At 59.2% G+C, this 18309-nt stretch carries 13 protein-coding genes and 1 pseudogene; 8 read left to right on the forward strand and 6 right to left on the reverse strand.

Annotated elements, in window-relative coordinates; genetic code table 11:
- The first annotated feature begins 6 nt into the window (after positions 1–6).
- The 7 genes from otnK (at position 7) to fhuB (ending at position 9145) form a co-directional block, all read left to right on the forward strand.
- Positions 7–1275 carry a 3-oxo-tetronate kinase gene (gene otnK, locus QTL96_RS09580; RefSeq protein ID WP_354669125.1) on the forward strand — a complete coding sequence of 423 codons (1269 nt, stop codon included), beginning with the start codon at positions 7–9 and terminating at the stop codon, positions 1273–1275.
- A complete protein-coding gene (gene otnC / locus QTL96_RS09585) occupies positions 1275–1919 on the forward strand; it encodes a 3-oxo-tetronate 4-phosphate decarboxylase (protein ID WP_289727579.1) in 645 nt (214 codons plus the stop codon). The genes otnK and otnC overlap by 1 nt, the downstream gene beginning before the upstream one ends.
- Before the next feature lie 275 nt (positions 1920–2194).
- On the forward strand, positions 2195–2707 hold the full coding sequence (locus QTL96_RS09590; RefSeq protein ID WP_289727580.1) for an RNA polymerase sigma factor: 513 nt from the start codon (positions 2195–2197) through the stop codon (positions 2705–2707).
- 58 nt (positions 2708–2765) lie between these two features.
- On the forward strand, positions 2766–3707 hold the full coding sequence (locus tag QTL96_RS09595; RefSeq protein ID WP_289727581.1) for a FecR family protein: 942 nt from the start codon (positions 2766–2768) through the stop codon (positions 3705–3707).
- A gap of 101 nt (positions 3708–3808) precedes the next feature.
- Complete coding sequence (locus QTL96_RS09600) at positions 3809–6289, forward strand: TonB-dependent siderophore receptor (RefSeq protein WP_289727582.1); 2481 nt, start codon at positions 3809–3811, stop codon at positions 6287–6289.
- 74 nt (positions 6290–6363) lie between these two features.
- The gene (locus tag QTL96_RS09605) at positions 6364–7176 is read left to right on the forward strand and encodes an ABC transporter substrate-binding protein (RefSeq protein WP_289727583.1); all 813 of its coding nucleotides are present in this window, start codon (positions 6364–6366) and stop codon (positions 7174–7176) included.
- Complete coding sequence (fhuB, locus tag QTL96_RS09610) at positions 7139–9145, forward strand: Fe(3+)-hydroxamate ABC transporter permease FhuB (RefSeq protein ID WP_289727584.1); 2007 nt, start codon at positions 7139–7141, stop codon at positions 9143–9145. The genes QTL96_RS09605 and fhuB overlap by 38 nt, the downstream gene beginning before the upstream one ends.
- A 299-nt stretch (positions 9146–9444) precedes the next feature.
- Here fhuB and QTL96_RS09615 read toward each other — a convergent pair whose 3' ends face one another.
- On the reverse strand, positions 9445–9705 hold the full coding sequence (locus tag QTL96_RS09615) for a YMGG-like glycine zipper-containing protein (RefSeq protein ID WP_112820797.1): 261 nt from the start codon (positions 9703–9705) through the stop codon (positions 9445–9447).
- A gap of 294 nt (positions 9706–9999) precedes the next feature.
- Here QTL96_RS09615 and aztD point away from each other — a divergent pair.
- Positions 10000–11225: pseudogene (gene aztD, locus QTL96_RS09620) on the forward strand (zinc metallochaperone AztD).
- Between the two features lie 250 nt (positions 11226–11475).
- On the opposite strand, the gene QTL96_RS09625 reads toward aztD, so the two are convergent.
- The 5 genes from QTL96_RS09625 to QTL96_RS09645 all read right to left on the reverse strand — a co-directional run bounded on the left by QTL96_RS09625 (position 11476) and on the right by QTL96_RS09645 (position 18282).
- On the reverse strand, positions 11476–11988 hold the full coding sequence (locus tag QTL96_RS09625) for an RES domain-containing protein (RefSeq protein WP_289727585.1): 513 nt from the start codon (positions 11986–11988) through the stop codon (positions 11476–11478).
- Complete coding sequence (locus QTL96_RS09630; protein ID WP_289727586.1) at positions 11988–12653, reverse strand: hypothetical protein; 666 nt, start codon at positions 12651–12653, stop codon at positions 11988–11990. Before QTL96_RS09630 ends, QTL96_RS09625 begins: the two co-directional genes overlap by 1 nt.
- A gap of 166 nt (positions 12654–12819) precedes the next feature.
- Positions 12820–16077 carry an error-prone DNA polymerase gene (locus tag QTL96_RS09635; RefSeq protein WP_289727587.1) on the reverse strand — a complete coding sequence of 1086 codons (3258 nt, stop codon included), beginning with the start codon at positions 16075–16077 and terminating at the stop codon, positions 12820–12822.
- A complete protein-coding gene (locus tag QTL96_RS09640; protein ID WP_289727588.1) occupies positions 16074–17585 on the reverse strand; it encodes a DNA polymerase Y family protein in 1512 nt (503 codons plus the stop codon). The genes QTL96_RS09635 and QTL96_RS09640 overlap by 4 nt, the downstream gene beginning before the upstream one ends.
- Positions 17506–18282 carry an ImuA family protein gene (locus QTL96_RS09645; protein WP_289727589.1) on the reverse strand — a complete coding sequence of 259 codons (777 nt, stop codon included), beginning with the start codon at positions 18280–18282 and terminating at the stop codon, positions 17506–17508. The genes QTL96_RS09640 and QTL96_RS09645 overlap by 80 nt, the downstream gene beginning before the upstream one ends.
- Between the last annotated feature and the right edge of the window lie 27 nt (positions 18283–18309).

An 18309-nucleotide genomic window follows, 5' to 3' on the forward strand; every position in this document is an offset into this window, starting at 1 on the left:
GAGTAAATGAAGATGCTGTTGGGCGCGGTGGCTGATGATTTGACGGGAGCGACGGACCTCGCTCTGACGCTGTCTCGAGAGGGAATGCGGACGGTGCAGGTGGTCGGTATTCCACCGGTCGACTTCGACTATGGCGATGCCGAGGCCGTGGTTGTCGCGCTGAAATCGCGAACCATAGCGGCAGACGAAGCGGTCGCCTTGTCTCTCGAAGCCTGCCGCCGCCTGATCGCGGCTGGCGCCGAACAGGTCATCTTCAAATATTGTTCGACATTCGATTCGACGCCTGAAGGCAATATTGGCCCGGTCGCCGAAGCCTTGCACGGGCATCTGGGCGGAGCGCTCACGCTGGCATGCCCCGCCTTTCCCGCAAACGGCCGAACGGTCTATCGCGGCCATCTGTTTGTCGGCGACATGCTCTTGTCAGACAGCCCGATGAAGAACCATCCGTTGACGCCGATGACGGAATCCAATCTTGTTCGCGTGCTCCAGCAGCAGACGGCACTTAAGGTCGGATTGATTACCCGCGACTGGGTTAGTAAGGGCAGCGACCAGATCGGTGCTGCGTTCACACAGGCGGCTGCCCGAGGCGAGGAGATCGTCATTGTCGACGCCCTCACCGACGACGATCTTCGCGCGATCGGACGCGCGGCAGTCGGTATGCGCCTGATCACGGGCGGTTCTGGCATCGCGCTTGGCCTGCCCGAAAACTTCCGGCGCGCTGGCAAGCTGCGCTCGCAAAGCACCGCAGCGGACTTCGCGGCGCCGCAGGGCAAGGCCGTGATCCTCGCGGGCTCCTGCTCGGCGGCCACCCGCCGCCAGGTCTCGGTCGCGATTGAGGCCGCAACGCCGGCACTGAAACTGGACCCGCTCGACATTGCGGCCGGCCGCACCACCGTTGATGCAGTCGTCGACTGGGTCATGTCCGCCACTGACGCGACCCCCCTTGTCTATTCGAGCTCCGAGCCAGACGATGTCAGGCGCGCACAGGAGGCGCTTGGACGCGATCGTGCGGGTGAATTGATAGAGCAGCTGTTGGCACAAGTGGCCGCCCGCCTGACGAGCCTCGGCTACTGCCGCTTCCTCGTAGCAGGTGGCGAAACGTCTGGCGCGGTGGTTAATCAGCTCGGCGTCCAGGCGCTATTGATCGGTCCCGAGATCGATCCGGGGGTTCCGTGGACGGTTAGCATCGGCCGCAAGGAACCCCTGGCACTTGCGCTCAAATCAGGCAACTTTGGCGGCGACGACTTCTTTTTGCGGGCATGGGATCTGGTGTGATGGTGGCGATCATTTCGGAAGAGACGAAGTTGAGGGACGACATCGCCACTGTCGGTCGATCCCTGTTCGATCGGTCGCTGACGTTTGGATCGACGGGCAATATCAGCGCACGGCTTGCCAATGGTGACGTTCTCATGACGCCGACCAATGCGTCGCTTGGCGATCTGGATCCGGCCCGCCTGTCGCGCTTCACGGCCGAAGGCGTCCACGTGGATGGCGACAAACCCACGAAAGAAGCATTTCTGCATCAATGCATGTATTGCCAGCAGAAGATGAGTGGCGCCGTCGTCCATCTTCACTCCACCTACGCGGTGGCGGTCAGCGTACTCGACGATGTCGATCCAGCTGATGTATTGCCACCTTTGACGGCCTATTACGTGATGCGCGTGGGAAAGCTTCCGCTTGTCGAATACTTTCCACCTGGCGATCCCGCCCTTGCAGCGGCAGTCGCGGACAAGGCAAAGGACAGCCACGCGGTGCTTTTGGCCAACCATGGCCCGGTCGTCGCGGGCAAGACGTTGCGCGAAGCGCAGTACGCAACCGAGGAGCTTGAAGAAACTGCCAAGCTGCATCTGCTGTTGCGTCCGCACGCAATTCGCCCGCTTACGCCTGCTCAAAGGGCTGAACTCCTGTCCAGGAAATAGTTGGAAAATCGCCGCCAGACGCTCCCGAAGCTCGTCATTTCGTCCGATCAACGTCTTTCGAGGGCGTTTGGGCAGCACCTGTCGACGAGCGGACGTCTGGCGGGTTTCATGCCTTTCGGTTTGAACACTGGCTCGCGCAACCGGGATCTTCATGCGGTGACGGTCATCATTACAGCGCGTCGGCCTTGTGACAAAAGGGCCGCGCCTACAAAATATGATTTTAATAATCAACTTAAATATTGCGTCTATCCGTTACCGGATGCTAGCAGCATCCTATGACTAGCGCTCATCGACCCGAAATCCTAGATACTTTTCTGCACGTACGCACGCGTCTTTCGGCTGTCATCTACCAGCGAGTTCGATGCAGCGCGACGACAGCGGATTTGTTGCAGGACACCTTCCTTCGTTTTTGGGAGCGACGCTCGTTGTTGCGAGAGGTCGCGGACCTGGCCGGCTATTTCATGACGACAGGGCGCAATCTCGCACTCGACCACCAGCGGCGCAAGAAGATCGCGCCCTTCGTCGATGGGATCGATGGGCTGGAAGCGGTATCCGATCCTTCACCATCGGCCGAACAGGTGGCGATCGGCCTGAATGAACTGCGGCGTATCTCGGCGGTCATCGATGACATGCCGCCCCGTGCAAGGCAGGTCTTCCTGATGTCTCGTATCGACGGCCTAACCTACCAGGAGATCGGAAACCATCTCGGTATTTCCCCCAAGACCGTTTTCAGCCATATGGTCGTTGCGCTTGAACGCCTGAGAAGCGCTATGCGGGTAGATGAGTAACAGATGACTGGAAGCCGATGTCGCATCGCGCGGTAGTGCGTCGGGAGCCGTGAGATCCATGCAGGACACAAGCCAAGAACCCCAGCCGCAATCACCGCGCGACGCATCACGAAGCGCTGCCGAATGGTTTGCGCATCTGCTGGACGACAGTGCGACACCGAATGACTTGGCCGATTTCAGGGCATGGCTGCAGGCCGATCCGTCCCACGCAGCAGCCTATGCTGACATTGAACGACTTTGGCTGGGTGCAGGCATGGTACCGGATAAATCGGAACCAACGCGACTGTCGCGTCGAAAGCTGCTGAAGACGGGAAGTGCATTCGTGGTCGTCGCGTCATCCGCCCTGGCAACGGCCGCCTATCTGCGCCCTCTCCCGGCAGACTTCAGGACGGGGACAGGCGAGACCCGAACCGTCACATTGCCGGATGGCTCGACCGCCGAGCTGTCTACCGCATCGGCGATCTCCCTTGCCTATACGATGACGCAGCGCGTCGTCACTCTGGTCGAAGGAGAGGTATTCTTTACCGTCGCAAAAGACAGCTCCCGTCCCTTTGTCGTCAATGCAGGGCCTCTTAAAACCGTTGCGCTTGGAACGCAATTCTCGGTGTCTGCGGAAGACGATCGCATCGTTGTCGCGGTCGCCGAACATTCAGTGCGTGTTTCTTCGCCCTTCGAGGCTATCGACGTGCAGGAGGGACAGTCCGTCGTGTTCTCTAACGACAGGATCTCGACTCCGTCCGAAACCGATGTTGGATCGCGGCTTTCGTGGCGCGACGGCAAGCTCGTCTTCATTTCGACGCCTCTGGAGGACGCCGTTCGAGCATTGTCGAAGTGGCGCCGTGGCAAGATGATCGTCATGGACGCCGCGCTAGCCCGGCGGCCGGTAACGTTGATCGTCGATGTCAGGCGCGCGGGCAGCATTCTCCAGACATTGGAGAATGGGCTGCCAATCCGCGTGGCCACCTACTCTCCCTGGCTGACACTTATCTACCCGCGATAAAAAATATTTCAGAACCACTCAGGTTTTTCCCATCTTCGATCGTCCCTCTCTTTGAAGCCTCGTATCGCCGGGGTCCGACCATGTTTCTAAGGGGGCGTTGAGTGTCTGTGTTGAACTATTTCGCAAGCGATCGTCGAAGCGCACTGGGGTTGGCGCGTGGGGCCCTGCTGGCGACCTGCGTCGTCTTCTGCCCATTTGCTGCAGTGACGACGCTTCACGCCCAGACCGCCAAGAGCTATCAGTTTTCGATATCAGGGCAGTCGCTATCGGCCGCGCTCGTCCGTTATTCGTCGATCACAGGCGTCGATGTCGTCTTCGACGGCGCACTACCCGGCAATCTGCGCACCGCGGGGCTTTCGGGTGACATGCCCGCAGAAGCCGGCCTCTCTCGACTTCTGGCTGGAACCGGCCTGTCTTACCGGTTTTCATCAGCGAATACCGTCGTTCTGGTGAATCCAGCCGGAGGCGTGAGTGTAGCGCCGTCGGATGGATCGACCGTGCTCCAGCCAATTAGCGTGACGGGCGAACAGGCCTTCGGCCCCGTCGACGGTATCGTTGCCAGACAGAGCGCAACCGGAACGAAGACCGATACGTCGCTGAAGGAGACGCCTCAGGCCATCAATGTCGTCACCAAGGACCAGATGGCGGCACAAGGATCTGCGACACTGACACAGGCGCTTCGCTATACGCCCGGCGTTATCAGCCAGTACGGCGACGATTCCCGCTATGACTGGTTTACCATCCGCGGCTTTCGCCCGGGGCGCTATCTCGATGGTCTGCGCTTGCCGTTCGGCTCACGCGGCTATGCGCAGCCGCGCGTCGAGCCCTACAGTTTGGAGCGGGCAGAAGTCCTCAAGGGCCCCTCATCCGTCTTGTATGGCCAAGGCGAGCCAGGTGGCCTGATCAACATGGTGTCGAAGCGACCAAGTGCGACGGCCAAGAACGAGGTCGAACTGCAGCTGGGGACCGACAACCGTGTCCAGACGGCTTTCGATCTTGGCGGCCCGGTTAATGGCGACGATGCCTTTCTGTACCGTATCGTGGGCGTTGGCCGCATAACGGATACCCAGTACGACTTCGTCAAGGAACGGAAAGCCTACATCGCACCGTCGTTCACGTTCAAGCCGGACGAAGCAACATCGCTTACCATTCACGCTGACTACCAGAAGATCTATTCGCCCGGTGGTGGTGGTGCACCGGCGTTACCGGCAAATGGGACGCTTTACACTAGCATCTATCCCGAGCTGTCCCGTGGAGCCTTTCCCGGCGAACCCGGCTACGACTATTACAAGAGTGACCAGGCATCGGTCGGCTACGAATTCGAGCACGAGTTCGATGACACGTGGACCGTTCGCCAGAACCTGCGATACTCCTACATCGGAACAGACACCCAGCGCGTACAGCCATATTGCCCGACCGCGGTGTGCAATCCGGCCGGCTTCTATCGCTATGCCTGGGCGTTCCCTGAGAGTGCTCGGGCTGTGACGGTCGACAATCAGGCCATTGCAAAGTTCTCTACGGGTGAGTTTGATCACACGGCCTTGTTCGGGCTCGATTATTCCTATGAAAGCAGTCGCTACGAGGAGTCTACGCTTGCAGGCATTCTGACGCCGTTCAACGCCTATGATCCCAACTACGGCGCGAGCACCGTCACAAGGCCACCAATTGCAACGAGGATCGATCAACACCGTAGCCAGCTCGGAATCTATGCTCAGGATCAGATCGAATGGGATCGTTTCGCGTTTTCCGTCGGCGGTCGCTATGATTGGGCTAATACCGATACCCGGACACGAACAAGTTCGTCCAACACCCTAGTCGATCAAAATGATGGACGCTTCACCTGGAAGACCGGCATCGTCTACAACTTCGACAATGGAATTTCGCCATACGCGGGCTACTCGACGTCCTTCAATCCTGCAAGCGGCACGGATCGGTCCGGAAATGCGTTCAGTCCAACGACGGGCGAGCAGTTCGAAGTCGGCGTGAAGTACCAGCCGGAAGGGATGAATAGCTTCGTTACGCTGTCGGCCTATCACCTGACACAGGACAACGTGCTTTCGCCTGATCCCGTTAACACTAATTTCCGGGTGCAGACTGGCCAGGTTACGATGAAGGGCCTCGAAATTGAAGGAAAGGCCGAACTGAGCGACGCCTTCTCGGTAATTGCCTCCTATGCATACACAGACAGCGAAATTACCAAGGACAATACGAATGCTGCGGGCGTCAGCAATACAGGTAACCGCTTTGCCTTCGTGCCACGAAATCAGGCGTCCATCTGGCTGGACTACGCCTTGCAGAGCTCGACGAACTGGGATGGGTTGAGCCTTGGAGCTGGAGCCCGATACACGGGCCAGACATTCGGTGACAACGCCAACAAGTTCGACATCCCGAGCTATACCGTCTTCGACGCCGCCATCCGCTACGATTTTGGCAAAGCCAATCCGAAGCTGGAGGGGCTGAAAGCAGCGCTCAACGTGAGCAATCTGTTCGACCGCAAATACGTGTCGACCTGCATAGCGGCGACCGGATGCTACTGGGGCGAAGGACGCACCGTCTATGCCACGTTGAAATATAGCTGGTAACGGTGGAAAGACCTCGAAAACCTCATCCCGGTCAACTGACGCGGCGGCAATTTGCTGCCGCGTTGGCTGCGTTCATGGTGCCGAATGCGGCGTCAGCTGAACTTGCTCATTCCAAAATCGCGGTCCTGGATTGGGGCTGGGCAGAAAGCCTACTGGCGATCGGCGTCGCTCCGCAGGCTGTCGCGGAAACGCCACTTTATGGCGACCGTGTTGTTGTCCCGGCGCTTCCGAAGGACACGATCGACCTTGGTCTGCGTTCGTGGCCCAACATGGAACTCCTAAGGTCGTTGCAACCCGACCTTATCCTGTCTCAGGCCAATTACGGCGTGTCTGAAGCGCGTTTGCAAGACATAGCGCCAACCATGGCGCTACCGCTTTACACAGCCGAACAGCAGCCCTTGCGGCGATCCCATGAGGCACTGGTTGCGATCGGACAGCGTATTGGACGCTTGGCGGCAGCCGATGCTTATCTGGAAGGCGCTCATGCCAGGCTGGCTGCCATCAAGGCTGAGATGAGTAGCTATGACGGCCGGCCGCTGATGATCGTCAAGTTCACAGATGACCGCGTTATCGACATCTATGGAACCGGCAGCCTGTTCGACGATGTGCTCGCAAAGATCGGCATCACGAATGCCTGGAACGAACCGACCAACAATTGGGGCTTTGCTACCGCGGGCCTCGACGCCATCGCAAGACACCCCGAGGCGCGGCTGCTCATCATCGAACCCGGTCCGCCCGATACATTCTTAAAAAGTGCACTGTGGCAGTCCCTGCCTGCAGTCCAGCGAGGCGATGTCTCAACCATTCCTCCGACCTGGGTGTTTGGAGCGTTTCCATCAGCAATGCGCTTTGCTGAAGTTCTTCGAAAGGCGCTTGGCTTTGCTTAAAAACCAATACGTGACGCCGGCTCGTTTTTACTGGGTCGCCATGATCGTCGGGTTAGTCCTTAGCCTCACTGGACAAATGAGGTACGTTCCAGCCGATCGACTGCTCGAAGCTTTTGTCAATCCCGACAGCGCCGCGTTTGGAGAAGTCTATGTTCACTTTTCCCTGCTGCCGCGCATAGCAGTTGCCATTCTTGCCGGGACGGCCCTGGGTTTTACGGGTACGATCTTCCAGCAACTCCTGAAAAATCCGCTTGCGGAGCCATCTACGCTCGGCGTGCTTTCGGGCGCCCAACTGGCAATTACGGTTGCCTCCCTCACCTTTGCCAGTATGTCGGCACAAGGGCGCGAACTTGCAGGCGTTGCCGGTGCATTGGCCGCAGTCGCGCTTGTCTGCGGACTTGCAGCCAGGAGTGGCTTTGCGCCGGTTACGCTGCTTCTGTCGGGAATGATCGTCAGCTTTGCGGCTGGCTCCGCGTCAGTTGTGATGGCACTATTCCATCATGAATATCTGCGCAGTGTGTTCATCTGGGGAAGTGGCTCGCTTATTCAAAACGACTTTTCCAACGCCGGCGCGCTTTCGTTGCGAATGCTCGTACTTATCCCAATGCTCCTGCTTTTTGTCCGACCGCTCGCGATTGCCGGGATTGACGATGCGGGCGCGCGAAGTCTTGGGGTATCTCTCTCGAAGCTGCGCCTGGCCGTGCTCATCCTGGCCACGACGCTGTCGGCAATGGTCGTCGCCCGCATTGGGGTCATCGCATTCATTGGCCTTGCTGCCCCCCACATCGCGCGCCTTAGTGGCGCGCGGAGGTTCACGCAAAGGCTTGTATGGGGTGCGTTGATCGGCGGTGGCTTGTTGCTATTGGCCGATGGCGCGGTGCTCGTCCTGACGCCCTACATGGGAGAAGTGCCGACAGGAACCATCACCGCTCTTGGAGGCGCACTCATGATGCTGTTCATGCTGCGCGAGGTACCTGCGGCCCCATTCCAGGCAACTATTGAGCGCGTTCACCACGCCGTGGCCCCCATCACCAGAAACCTTGCGCTGCCGCTATCGGTCGCGCTGATGATCGTGGTCGCAGTCCTTTCGCTGAGCGAGCATGTTTCTTCTGCGAACATTGAGGTTTCGGTTCTTGTGCAAGGCCGCTGGCCGAGGGTTCTCACATCGTTGTCCGCCGGCGCCATGCTGGCGTTGGCAGGAGCCGTCCTGCAGGCGGTTGCGCGAAACCCCTTGGCAAGTCCCGAGGGGTTGGGGGTGAGCGGCGGTGCTGGCTTGGGCATAATTGCGGCCCTGTTTTTGGGCGGCATGAGCTCGCCGATCCTGCCATTGGCGGGCGGAATGATCGGCGCTCTTCTTGCACTCGCCATTATCTTCGTCATCGCCAAGCGGCACAATTTCGCCCCTGGCCCGGTCATGCTGGCGGGCGTCGCAGTGGGGGCATTGGTCACCTCGATCATTTCCGTCATCGTCGCCAGTGGCGATCCGCGCGCAACCTATGTCCTCGCATGGACAATGGGGCCGACGTTTCGCGCCACCGGAATGGTTGCGATCGTCGCCGCACTCATCACCGTTCTTTCACTATTGCTTTCGCCGCTTTTTCGTCGCTGGATCGAGATCCTGCCGATGGGCGATGCATTGGCGCGATCAATCGGGATGCGCCCTGCGCGCGTGCGCGCCGCGCTCTTGTTGTTTTGTTCGACATTGACTGCAGCCGCTACGCTGATTGTTGGCCCATTGAGCTTTGTCGGCCTCATGGCGCCCCATATGGCGCGCATGGCGCGTCCAAAGGGTCCGGGATCCTTCATGCTGATGTCGAGCGCAATTGGCGGATTGCTGATGATGCTCGCGGACTGGATTGGCCGACGCGTGGACTTTCCCTATGAAATCCCGGCGGGTGTTCTAGCGGCTTTTATCGGATGCCCTTATTTCATACTCCTGGTCTTCCGCCAAAAGGGCGAACAGGGATAGCCGAGCGTGTCACTCAAATGGCATGCGGCTTGGTATGTGAAGGTCAGATCCGTGTCGAAGGGTCGCGCTAGCTCACGAAGAGCTTGACGACGCGCGAAGTGATGGGTCGTGGTGCCAAGATGACAGGTCCTGGATCTTGCTTCCGCTCGTCGCGTCCAGTGTTCCAGATCCTGGCTGCGAGATGTGCCGAACGGGCGGACATTACAAGCTGGTCGTGGGTCATCAGGCGTGGAGACAATCTCCAGAAAGCATCAGCCCCCTACCTTGGACAAAAATCGACGATAAGGGGCTGAGATATTCTACTGAGGGCAAGCCGCCACATATTGCTGACCGTTGCGATCACGATAATAGCATTTGCCAGGTTGACCGGCCACGTTGCCAATCACCGCACCGGCGACGCCGCCAACCGCTGCGCCAACTGCCGCACCGCGGACGTTACCGGTCGCAACGCCGCCCACGACAGCACCTGTTGCTGCGCCGATACCGGCACCCTGTTGCGTTGGACTACATCCGGCCAAACCGGATGCAGCGAGGAGTAGAAGAGCTGGAATGCGTTTCATCTCGTTCCCTTTCCTATCGTCTTGCTGCCTCTGCGATCGCGTAACATAGCAGAATGGACAGCAAGATCTGCGAAAGCTCGGTGCCTCGTCAGGAAAGTCAAGGTTTGGTGGTGGGTGTCCGGTCCTCTTCGTCCTGTTTCCTGAAAACGCCGATCGCGTCTTGACTAAACAAACCAGTCACGATTTATAGTAACGGTATAACGTTACGATTCGATGCTCAATCGTGGCCGTCGACTGATTTGGAGGTCACGAAGACCGCTTCGACAGCCGAGTTTTCACAGTTGGGAGACATTCATGTTCCGATCCAAAATCCCTCTACTTCTAGCCACAACCATTATCGCCGGGACCGTTGCGCCCCTGACGCTGCGTGCCGAGGAGGAGCGCCGCGCGACCTGGCGCCTTTTTATCGCCGACCACACGCAACCTACCGTGCGCGCCATCGATCTTGGTAGCGACAAGGAGATCGGTCGCTTCGAACTGGAGGGTTATGCAGCAATGTCGCTCAGCGATACCGGCCGTACCGTGTTCGCAATCCAGGGCGACCACGATGTTGTCCACGCGATCGACACGGGCATTCACCTGTCCGACCATGGCGACCATCGCGACATCGAGATCAAGGACCCGGAGCCGCTGGCGACGATCAAAGGCGAGAAGCCGGGCCACGTCGTCGCGCATGGAGACGACATTGCGGTCTTTTTCGATCGCGGCGGCAGCTTCGACCTTCTCAAGGAAAGCGCGCTGCAGGAGGGCAAGGTCGATCCCAAGCCATACAACACCACGGCTCCTCATCACGGGGTTGCTGTTCCTATGGGCAAACATCTCCTCGTCTCCGTGCCAAACATGGAAGCACCGGTCAGAGAGGGGGAATTGCCGCCACGCCTTGGTCTTCGCGTGCTCGACAGGGAGGGCAAGCAAATCGGTGACGTGGAACAATGCACGGGCCTCCACGGTGAAGCGACCTCCGCGCGTCTTGTTGCCTTCGGTTGCGAGGAAGGTGTCCTTGTCGCGCGGCCTGGCGGCATCGATGGGCCGAAGTTCGAGATGCTGAGCTACGGCGACGCATTGCCCAAGGGCAAGGTCTCGACGCTTCTTGGCGGGACCTCCATGCAGTTTTTTCTTGGCAATTACGGGGAGGACAAGGTGGTGCTGATCGACCCTGATGACAAGAAGCCCTATCGCCTCATCGACCTGCCGCTCCGCCGTGTCGATTTCGCGCTGGACCCGCAAGGCCCCACAATGCCTATATCCTGACGGAGGACGGTAAGCTTCATCTGCTCGACGTTGTGGACGGCAGCATCAAGAGGTCGTTATCGGTTACCGAACCCTATAGCAAGGATGGCCATTGGCGCGACCCGCGGCCACGCCTTGCCGTTGCCGGCGACCACATCGCGGTGACCGACCCGCGCCGTGGTATGGTTCGCATGGTTGACGTCGAGACATTCAAGCAAGACCGAACTATTGACGTCGAAGGGCAGCCTTTCGCAATTGTCGCGGTCGGAGGATCGGGCGCAGTGCACTAGCTGCAGTGAAGCGCCGGCACATGCCGGCGTCCTTCACATGGAGAGACCTTGGATCCAGGTTTGTCCGGTGGCAGCAGAGCGGACAACACGTAACAAGGTTGCGCAGGAAGCGTCAGCCGCATCCCTGTGCGACTTGGCGTGTCACCAGATCGAGGATGTATCCCGCCCGTCACCGGTAAGTTTTTGCGCTATTTTGGAGGCATAGGCATAAATCCGTGGTGGCACAGACAGCTTAAGCAATTGCCTGTGGTCAGGTCCAGGAATCCTGGTTCTTGGGCAGCGCGCCGTCCGGGTCGTGATGCGCGATAAAGAATGGAAGTTTATCTCCAAACTTCCACAGGACCAGATTCGTTCCAGAGGAACCTCCTGTGGCAAAGCTATCGACCAAGATCCCAGCGTAGCCGTCGGCAATGAGATCGGCGGCAATTTTCCACGACGGAGGAGTTTGTGTATGCATTAGAAGCGCCCATGCACATTTCAAGTCCGCCAGGGTTATACCCCGTTTGCTCCGAAACGCTGGGTCGGTCAAATCAGCAATGGGATCACAATCGACAGTGTAAGATACCAAAGTGCAAGGCTTGAACTTCGGGTCTACGCCACCCTTGAATTCTGCTAGTGCCGTTTCCGGCTCCAGCGCAGTATAGAAGGCAGGTGTACCGAGCGCGTTGAAGCGCCCGCCTACCAATGCGGCGCCTGCACCTGACACAGGGTCATGAGCCCATTTCGGTGAATGGGCTCGATAGACGATATTTTGGAAGCGCATTATGCGAAAGAGCCGGCAAACATACCATTGATGTAGTGGAGCAGCGCCTTCGTTTGCCCTTTACGCACCAATTGGAGCGAAGTCAGACCACCAAAGCCTGGGATATGGTATTCCTTGAACCATCTCTCAGCTTCTTTACGGTCACCAATATACTCGATCAAGCGACCAAGGACCTTGTCTTTGTCTTGTTGTGCTCGTGCTGTTCTTTGCAACTGCGTTAATAGTGGTTTGGCCATCTCACCAACTCCCACACCTTTAGGCTTTACTAATACTACACCAAATCCAGCGGTCGTGTCTTTAGGACGAGCCGGACGAACTCGGTACTGTGCCAAGGCAATCCGTTCGATCACCATCGTTAGATTGTGGGCGTTCGCTAGCGATTTCGCCTTTTGATCGGCGGCAGATTTTCCCACGACGTTAATCACCAATTGATTATCGTCCAACGGATCCGATATCGCAAATACTCCTAACGACTGAAAGGACGGCGCCGCGCTCGCCGCACGAAAGAACATTTCGGTTGGGGATACACCTACTGTCGGATGTGTCTTGCGACGGGGCATGGCAGACATTTCGGTTTGCTTCTTTTTAAAATCAACTAGTTCGCGACCACGTTTTCGTTTCGACCAAATCAATACCGAAATGTTTTGCGGCCTATCTGGTTCCACTCCTAGTTTGCAAAAAAATTTAACACAATCAAGGCGTCCAAAGACATCCAAGGCACTTTTTGAGATTAAACGACGATTCTCATTACCATTTCATTTCGCTCAGCACCGCGCATTGAGTAACTAAGAGATCTTCGTGCAAAGAGGGGAACCGGGCAGGGTCACCCAATCAATGAAAATTTCGCGCCTTCACCTTCAGCGTGTCGATATGCAAATCACGCACAAACATGTCCCGTGCCTGCACGACCGGCTTCGGCGCATCGCGTGGATCGGGACCACCTCCATGCGCAAACTCGTCCCCCCTGCCCGTTGGCAACCTGAACTCTGTATCGCGATCGGCGAGCCCGGAAAGATCGGCCGATAGATCGAACAGCTGCTGCGCCACCAGGTGTACCACCTCCCCTTCCCGCTGGATCCGCCCATTGATCGCCATCATCGAGGATCCCAGCACGACGCGCCTGCGCTTTTCAAACAGCGTCGGCCAGACAACGATGTTGGCCGGCCCGGTCTCGTCCTCGATGGTGATGAACATCACGCCTTTGGCCGACCCTGGTTTCTGGCGCACGAGGACGAGGCCAGCTGTATAGACCCATCGTCCATCACGCGCATTCATCGCCTCGCTGCAGGTGATGATATTGCGCTCCTGCAGATCCTTGCGTAGGAAGGCAATTGGATGCTGGCGCAATGTCAGACCGGTATGGCTGTAGTCCTGGATAACGTTGTGGCCATCCGTCATCTGCCGAAGCTCCACGTCTGGCTCCTGTTGTTCGGCGATGGTCTGCATCTCGCGCTCAGCCGCCGCGGCAAACAGCGGCAGGGGTTCGTCGCGCAATGCCTTGACCGCCCAGAGTGCATCACGGCGCTCGAGCTTTAACGACGGCAGGAAGGCATCGGCCTGGGCGAGCTGAACGAGCGCTTCAGCGGGCACACCGGACCGACGCCACGTATCATCGACCGACTGGAAATCCCGGTTCATGCGACCGGCGACAATGCGGGCAGCATCTGCGACCGCCAAGCCCTTGACCCGCCGGAAGCCCAGCCGGACGGCATGCCGGTCGCCGTTACCTATTCTCTCCAAGGTACAGTCCCACCGGGATCGGTTGATGCAGACGGGACGCACCTCGACGTCATGGGCTCGCGCGTCGCCGACAATCTGGGCTGGCGCGTAAAACCCCATGGGCTGACTGTTGATCAGCGCCGCGCAGAATGCCTCGGGGAAATGACGCTTGATATAGTTCGAGGCATAGGCAATCAGGGCGAACGAAGCCGCGTGGCTTTCCGGAAAACCATAGGATCCAAACCCCTCAAGCTGACTGAATGTCTTCTCGGCGAATTCAGGGGTGTAGCCGTTCTTCACCATGCCGGACACGAGCTTGTCCTTGAAGCGCGACACGCCACCGGTGAACTTGAAGGTCGCCATGGATTTGCGCAGCTGGTCCGCCTCGCCGCCGGTGAAGCCGGCGCAGACCATGGCGACCCGCATCGCAGATTCTTGAAACAGCGGCACACCAAGCGTCTTGCCAAGAACCGCTTCAAGCTCAGGCGTCGGGTACTCGACTGCCTCTTTGCCTTCGCGTCGACGCAGATAGGGATGCACCATGTCACCCTGGATAGGCCCGGGGCGAACGATCGCCACCTGCACGACGAGATCATAGAAGGTTCGCGGCTTCAGTCGCGGCAGCATGGCCATCTGGGCGCGGCTTTCGATCTGAAAGGTCCCGAGCGTATCGGCCTTGCGGATCATCGCATAGGTCGCTGGATCCTCCTGCGGGATGGTTGCGAGATCAATGTCCCGATCCTTGTGCTCGCGAATGAGCTCGAAGGCCTTGGCCATGCAGGTGAGCATGCCGAGGGCCAACACGTCGACCTTCATAAACTTCAGCGCCTCGACATCATCCTTGTCCCACTCGATGATCTGTCGATCCTTCATGGTCGCCGGCTCGATTGGAACCAGATCATCGAGCCGATCATGGGTCAGGACAAAGCCACCCGGGTGCTGACCAAGATGGCGCGGCGCCCCCATCAGTTGCTGCGCTAGTTTCAGGGTCAAGGCGAGACGCCGATCGTCGGGATTGAGATTGAGTTCACGGACATTGCGATCGCAGACCTCTTCCGACCAGGACCACATGCCTGAGGAAAGCGCCTTGATCACGTCTTCAGGCAGCCCGAGCGCCTTGCCGACATCGCGGATGGCGCCGCGGGCTCGGTAGCGCGTGACGGTGGCACAAAGCGCTGCTTTCTCCCGGCCATAGGTCCGATAGATCCATTGAATGACCTCTTCGCGGCGCTCGTGTTCGAAATCCACGTCGATGTCAGGTGGCTCGTCGCGCTCCTGGCTGACGAAGCGTTCGAACAGCAGGTCGTTGGTCGAAGGGTCGATCGAGGTGATGCCGAGAATATAGCAGACCGCACTGTTGGCGGCCGAACCGCGGCCCTGGCACAAGATCCCCTGACTGCGGGCGTAACGGACGATCGAGAAGACGGTCAGGAAGTAGGGCGCATATTTCATGGTGCGGATGAGGTCGAGCTCATGGCGCACGATCTTCAGTACTTCAGGTGGCAGGCCTTCCGGATAGCGATCGGGCACGCATTCCCAGACATAATGCTCGAGCGAAGACTGGGCATCCTTGCCTGGTACAATCGCTTCCTCGGGATACTGATAGGTCAGCTCCTCGAGCGAAAACGTGCAACGCCGCACGATCTCCATCGTCCGCGCCAGCGCTTGCCGGTAACGCGGAAACAGCCGCTGCATTTCCTCTGGTGGTTTCAGATAGCGATCGGCGTGGCGCTCGCGCTCGAAGCCGACGTCATCGATTGTGGTCTTGTGACGGATGCAGGTGACGACATCCTGCAGCTGTCGCCGACCCGGTTCATGGAAGAGCACGTCATTGGTGACGACGGCTTTGACCTTGAACCGCACGGCCATGTTGGAGATCTCGTGCAGACGCAGCTGGTCATTCGGCCGCCGGCGCAGACAGAGCGACACATAGGCACGATCGCCAAAGATTTCGGCCAGCTTGCGCAGCTGCACGGCGCAGGTCTCGTCGGCGAGATCAGGCACCAGAATGCCGATCATCCCGTCGCAATAGGCGACGACGTCGTCCCAATGAAGAACACAGTTGTTCTTGCCGCCACGGCTCTTTCCAAGGGTGATCAGGCGCGTCAGCCGGGAATAGGCGGCGCGATCGGTCGGATAGACCAGGACAGACATGCCATCGGCAAGATCCAGCCGACAGCCGACGACCAGTCGCAGGTCGGTGGCGCGCGACGCTTCGAGCGCACGAACGATACCGGCCAGGCTGTTGCGATCGACGACCCCGATCGCCTCGATGCCAAGCTCTTTTGCCCGGGTGAAGAGCTCGTTGGCAGACGACGCGCCGCGTAGAAACGAGAAATGCGTCGTGACCTGAAGCTCGGCATAGCTCATGCGAATATTCCGTGTATGAACCAGCGATGGTCACCGGTCTCAGGATCGACACCATCACCTGCTCGAAACACCCAGAGCCGTTCGCCGGCTTCATCCTCGATGACGAAGTAGTCTCTGACCGCCTCCATCTCGGCGTCGCGCTGCCACCACTCGCCGAAGATGCGCTCAGGACCGTCGGCACGCTTGACCTTGCGCCGCCGGCCGCGCCAGACAATCGAGGCCGGTGGATGATCCGGCATGAGGGCGATTGCCGTGATCAGTTCCGGTCGCGGCAGAAGGCGGACTGGCCGGCGCCAATGACCGACCCATGCGACTTCGAGCGGATCTGATGCGGCGGCGATGCGCTGAACCGAGCGTTCGGGTACGTCTGATGCAACCGGCGCCACACGATAGACCCGTTGTCCGCGATTGCCGTAAATGTCGATCAGCGGGGTGACATCCCTCACCTCGTCCTCGACCAGGGACGAGACCCTTTGCATGTCCTCAAGCGGTTCAGCCATGACGGCAACCAGCGTCAATTTTTCGATCCCGAAGCCGGGCTCGATCTTTTCCGTCCGGTCACGAAACAGCTTGGTGAGCCAGGCGATATCACGGGCGGGCTTGGCCGTTCCGGCGCGGATCGCCTGCCTGCTGCCGTCGACCTTCTCGACGATCAGGTCGGCGCGGCGCACGCCGAGACCGCGCTTCTGCAGCTCGCCAATCAGCTGTACGACGAGGCGGCCGACATATTTGTCGATGGTCTCGGCAGCCCCGATTGGCTCTGCGAAGGCTCTTGCGACCTCGATCAGCTCTGGCGTTCGTATCGGATCGATCGGCTCTGCGACGCGACCGAACATCTGGTCAAGGCGCCGGGCGATTTCTGGTCCAAAGCGCAGCGTCAGCGGCGCGCGTGGGGTATTGGCCAACTCGCCAACAGTGTGGAAGCCGAGCGTGCGGAGATCACTGAGGATCTTCTCCGGTATCCGCAAGAGCGTGATCGGCAGCTTTTCGACGGCAGCTACGGTCTTGCCAACAGGTACGATGACGGTCTCGCGGCTAATGGCCCGCGCGCAGGCATGGGCCGCACCCCAGGTGTCGGCGATCGCAACGCGCGCTGTCAGCTTGCGCGCCAGGAACTGGTTGGAGATCTTCGTGACCATGGGCAGTTCACCACCCTGAAGATGATCGGCGCCTTCCGTGTCGAGCACGATCCCGTCTGTGCCGTCGACGGCAACGATTGGGGAGTATTGGGTGAGCGCCCATAGCGTTATCCGTTCAAGTGCCGCCGCATCGACATCAGGCTCAGCATCGACAAGCATCAATCCGCGAAACAGCGCCTGGGCCTTGGCTGCCGGCATGCCAACACGCAGGCCAGCTTTGCGCGCAGCCGCATCCACTGATGATACCCAACGTTTCGAACCGCTCTTGGCAATCACCGCGATTGCCTGCTCAGCCGGAATGGACGGATCGTCGCGTCTGATCCGATCGGTCGGCAGATCCGGGAGATAGATCGATACGACCCTTGTCATCACATGCCCTTACGAGAAACTCAGCACACTCACCCGCTTTCACGCGCATCAATTCCAGAAACCACTGCGCCCGACCGACACCAGGCACCGGAAGGTCTTCCGACGGCATGACGCTGACACGCCACCGCGTCGTCGAGGCGGTCGGCTGACCAAAGTCGTTTGCCTCCGTCTGCCGTCGCCATCGCCGCACCGCAAGCGCCATCGTGCCCGTGCGTTCCGCGGCAAGCTGCAGCCGCCGGGAGCTGACCATCGGTAATCGGACGAGTTCGCCGACCACGGCGCCAAGACCGCCAAAGGCCAAGCCCTCCTCCATGTTGGCAAGCACGTCCTCTTCCTTGTCGGACTCGACGAAGATCACCCGGTCGGGATGAAGACCAACCTGCGCCAGGGCTGGGAAGAACAGGTCGGGCCGGGTCAGGCACCAAACGATCGGGCCCTTGGTTCGCGCGGCAATGCCGGCGGCACACAAGGCTGCGGCGGCGCCATCGACAGTCCCCGCCCCGCCGCCGGCGAATTCATGCAATGCCCCGTAGGCCAGCCCACCGCCCGGCAGGATCGCATCGATCTCGGGAACGCCGAAGGCAAGACAGCCGACCTTTCTGGCCGATACGCCTTCCATCGTCGCAATCCGCTCACGCAAATCTGCGATCACATCCGATATCCCGTCCGATATCCTTGGGGCTCGGGCAGCAGTCATCGTTCACGGCTTCCTTCAAGGTCGTGT

This window comes from Rhizobium sp. S163 (assembly GCF_030380805.1).
Taxonomy (GTDB): domain Bacteria; phylum Pseudomonadota; class Alphaproteobacteria; order Rhizobiales; family Rhizobiaceae; genus Rhizobium.

Coding starts and splice junctions, on each gene's coding strand:
- otnK (WP_354669125.1), top strand. CDS start 7: ATGAAGATGCTGTTGGGCGCGGTGGCTGATGATTTGACGGGAGCGACG.
- otnC (WP_289727579.1), top strand. CDS start 1,275: ATGGTGGCGATCATTTCGGAAGAGACGAAGTTGAGGGACGACATCGCC.
- QTL96_RS09590 (WP_289727580.1), top strand. CDS start 2,195: ATGACTAGCGCTCATCGACCCGAAATCCTAGATACTTTTCTGCACGTA.
- QTL96_RS09595 (WP_289727581.1), top strand. CDS start 2,766: ATGCAGGACACAAGCCAAGAACCCCAGCCGCAATCACCGCGCGACGCA.
- QTL96_RS09605 (WP_289727583.1), top strand. CDS start 6,364: ATGGTGCCGAATGCGGCGTCAGCTGAACTTGCTCATTCCAAAATCGCG.
- QTL96_RS09615 (WP_112820797.1), bottom strand. CDS start 9,705: ATGAAACGCATTCCAGCTCTTCTACTCCTCGCTGCATCCGGTTTGGCC.
- QTL96_RS09625 (WP_289727585.1), bottom strand. CDS start 11,988: ATGCGCTTCCAAAATATCGTCTATCGAGCCCATTCACCGAAATGGGCT.
- QTL96_RS09635 (WP_289727587.1), bottom strand. CDS start 16,077: ATGAGCTATGCCGAGCTTCAGGTCACGACGCATTTCTCGTTTCTACGC.
- QTL96_RS09640 (WP_289727588.1), bottom strand. CDS start 17,585: ATGACAAGGGTCGTATCGATCTATCTCCCGGATCTGCCGACCGATCGG.
- QTL96_RS09645 (WP_289727589.1), bottom strand. CDS start 18,282: ATGACTGCTGCCCGAGCCCCAAGGATATCGGACGGGATATCGGATGTG.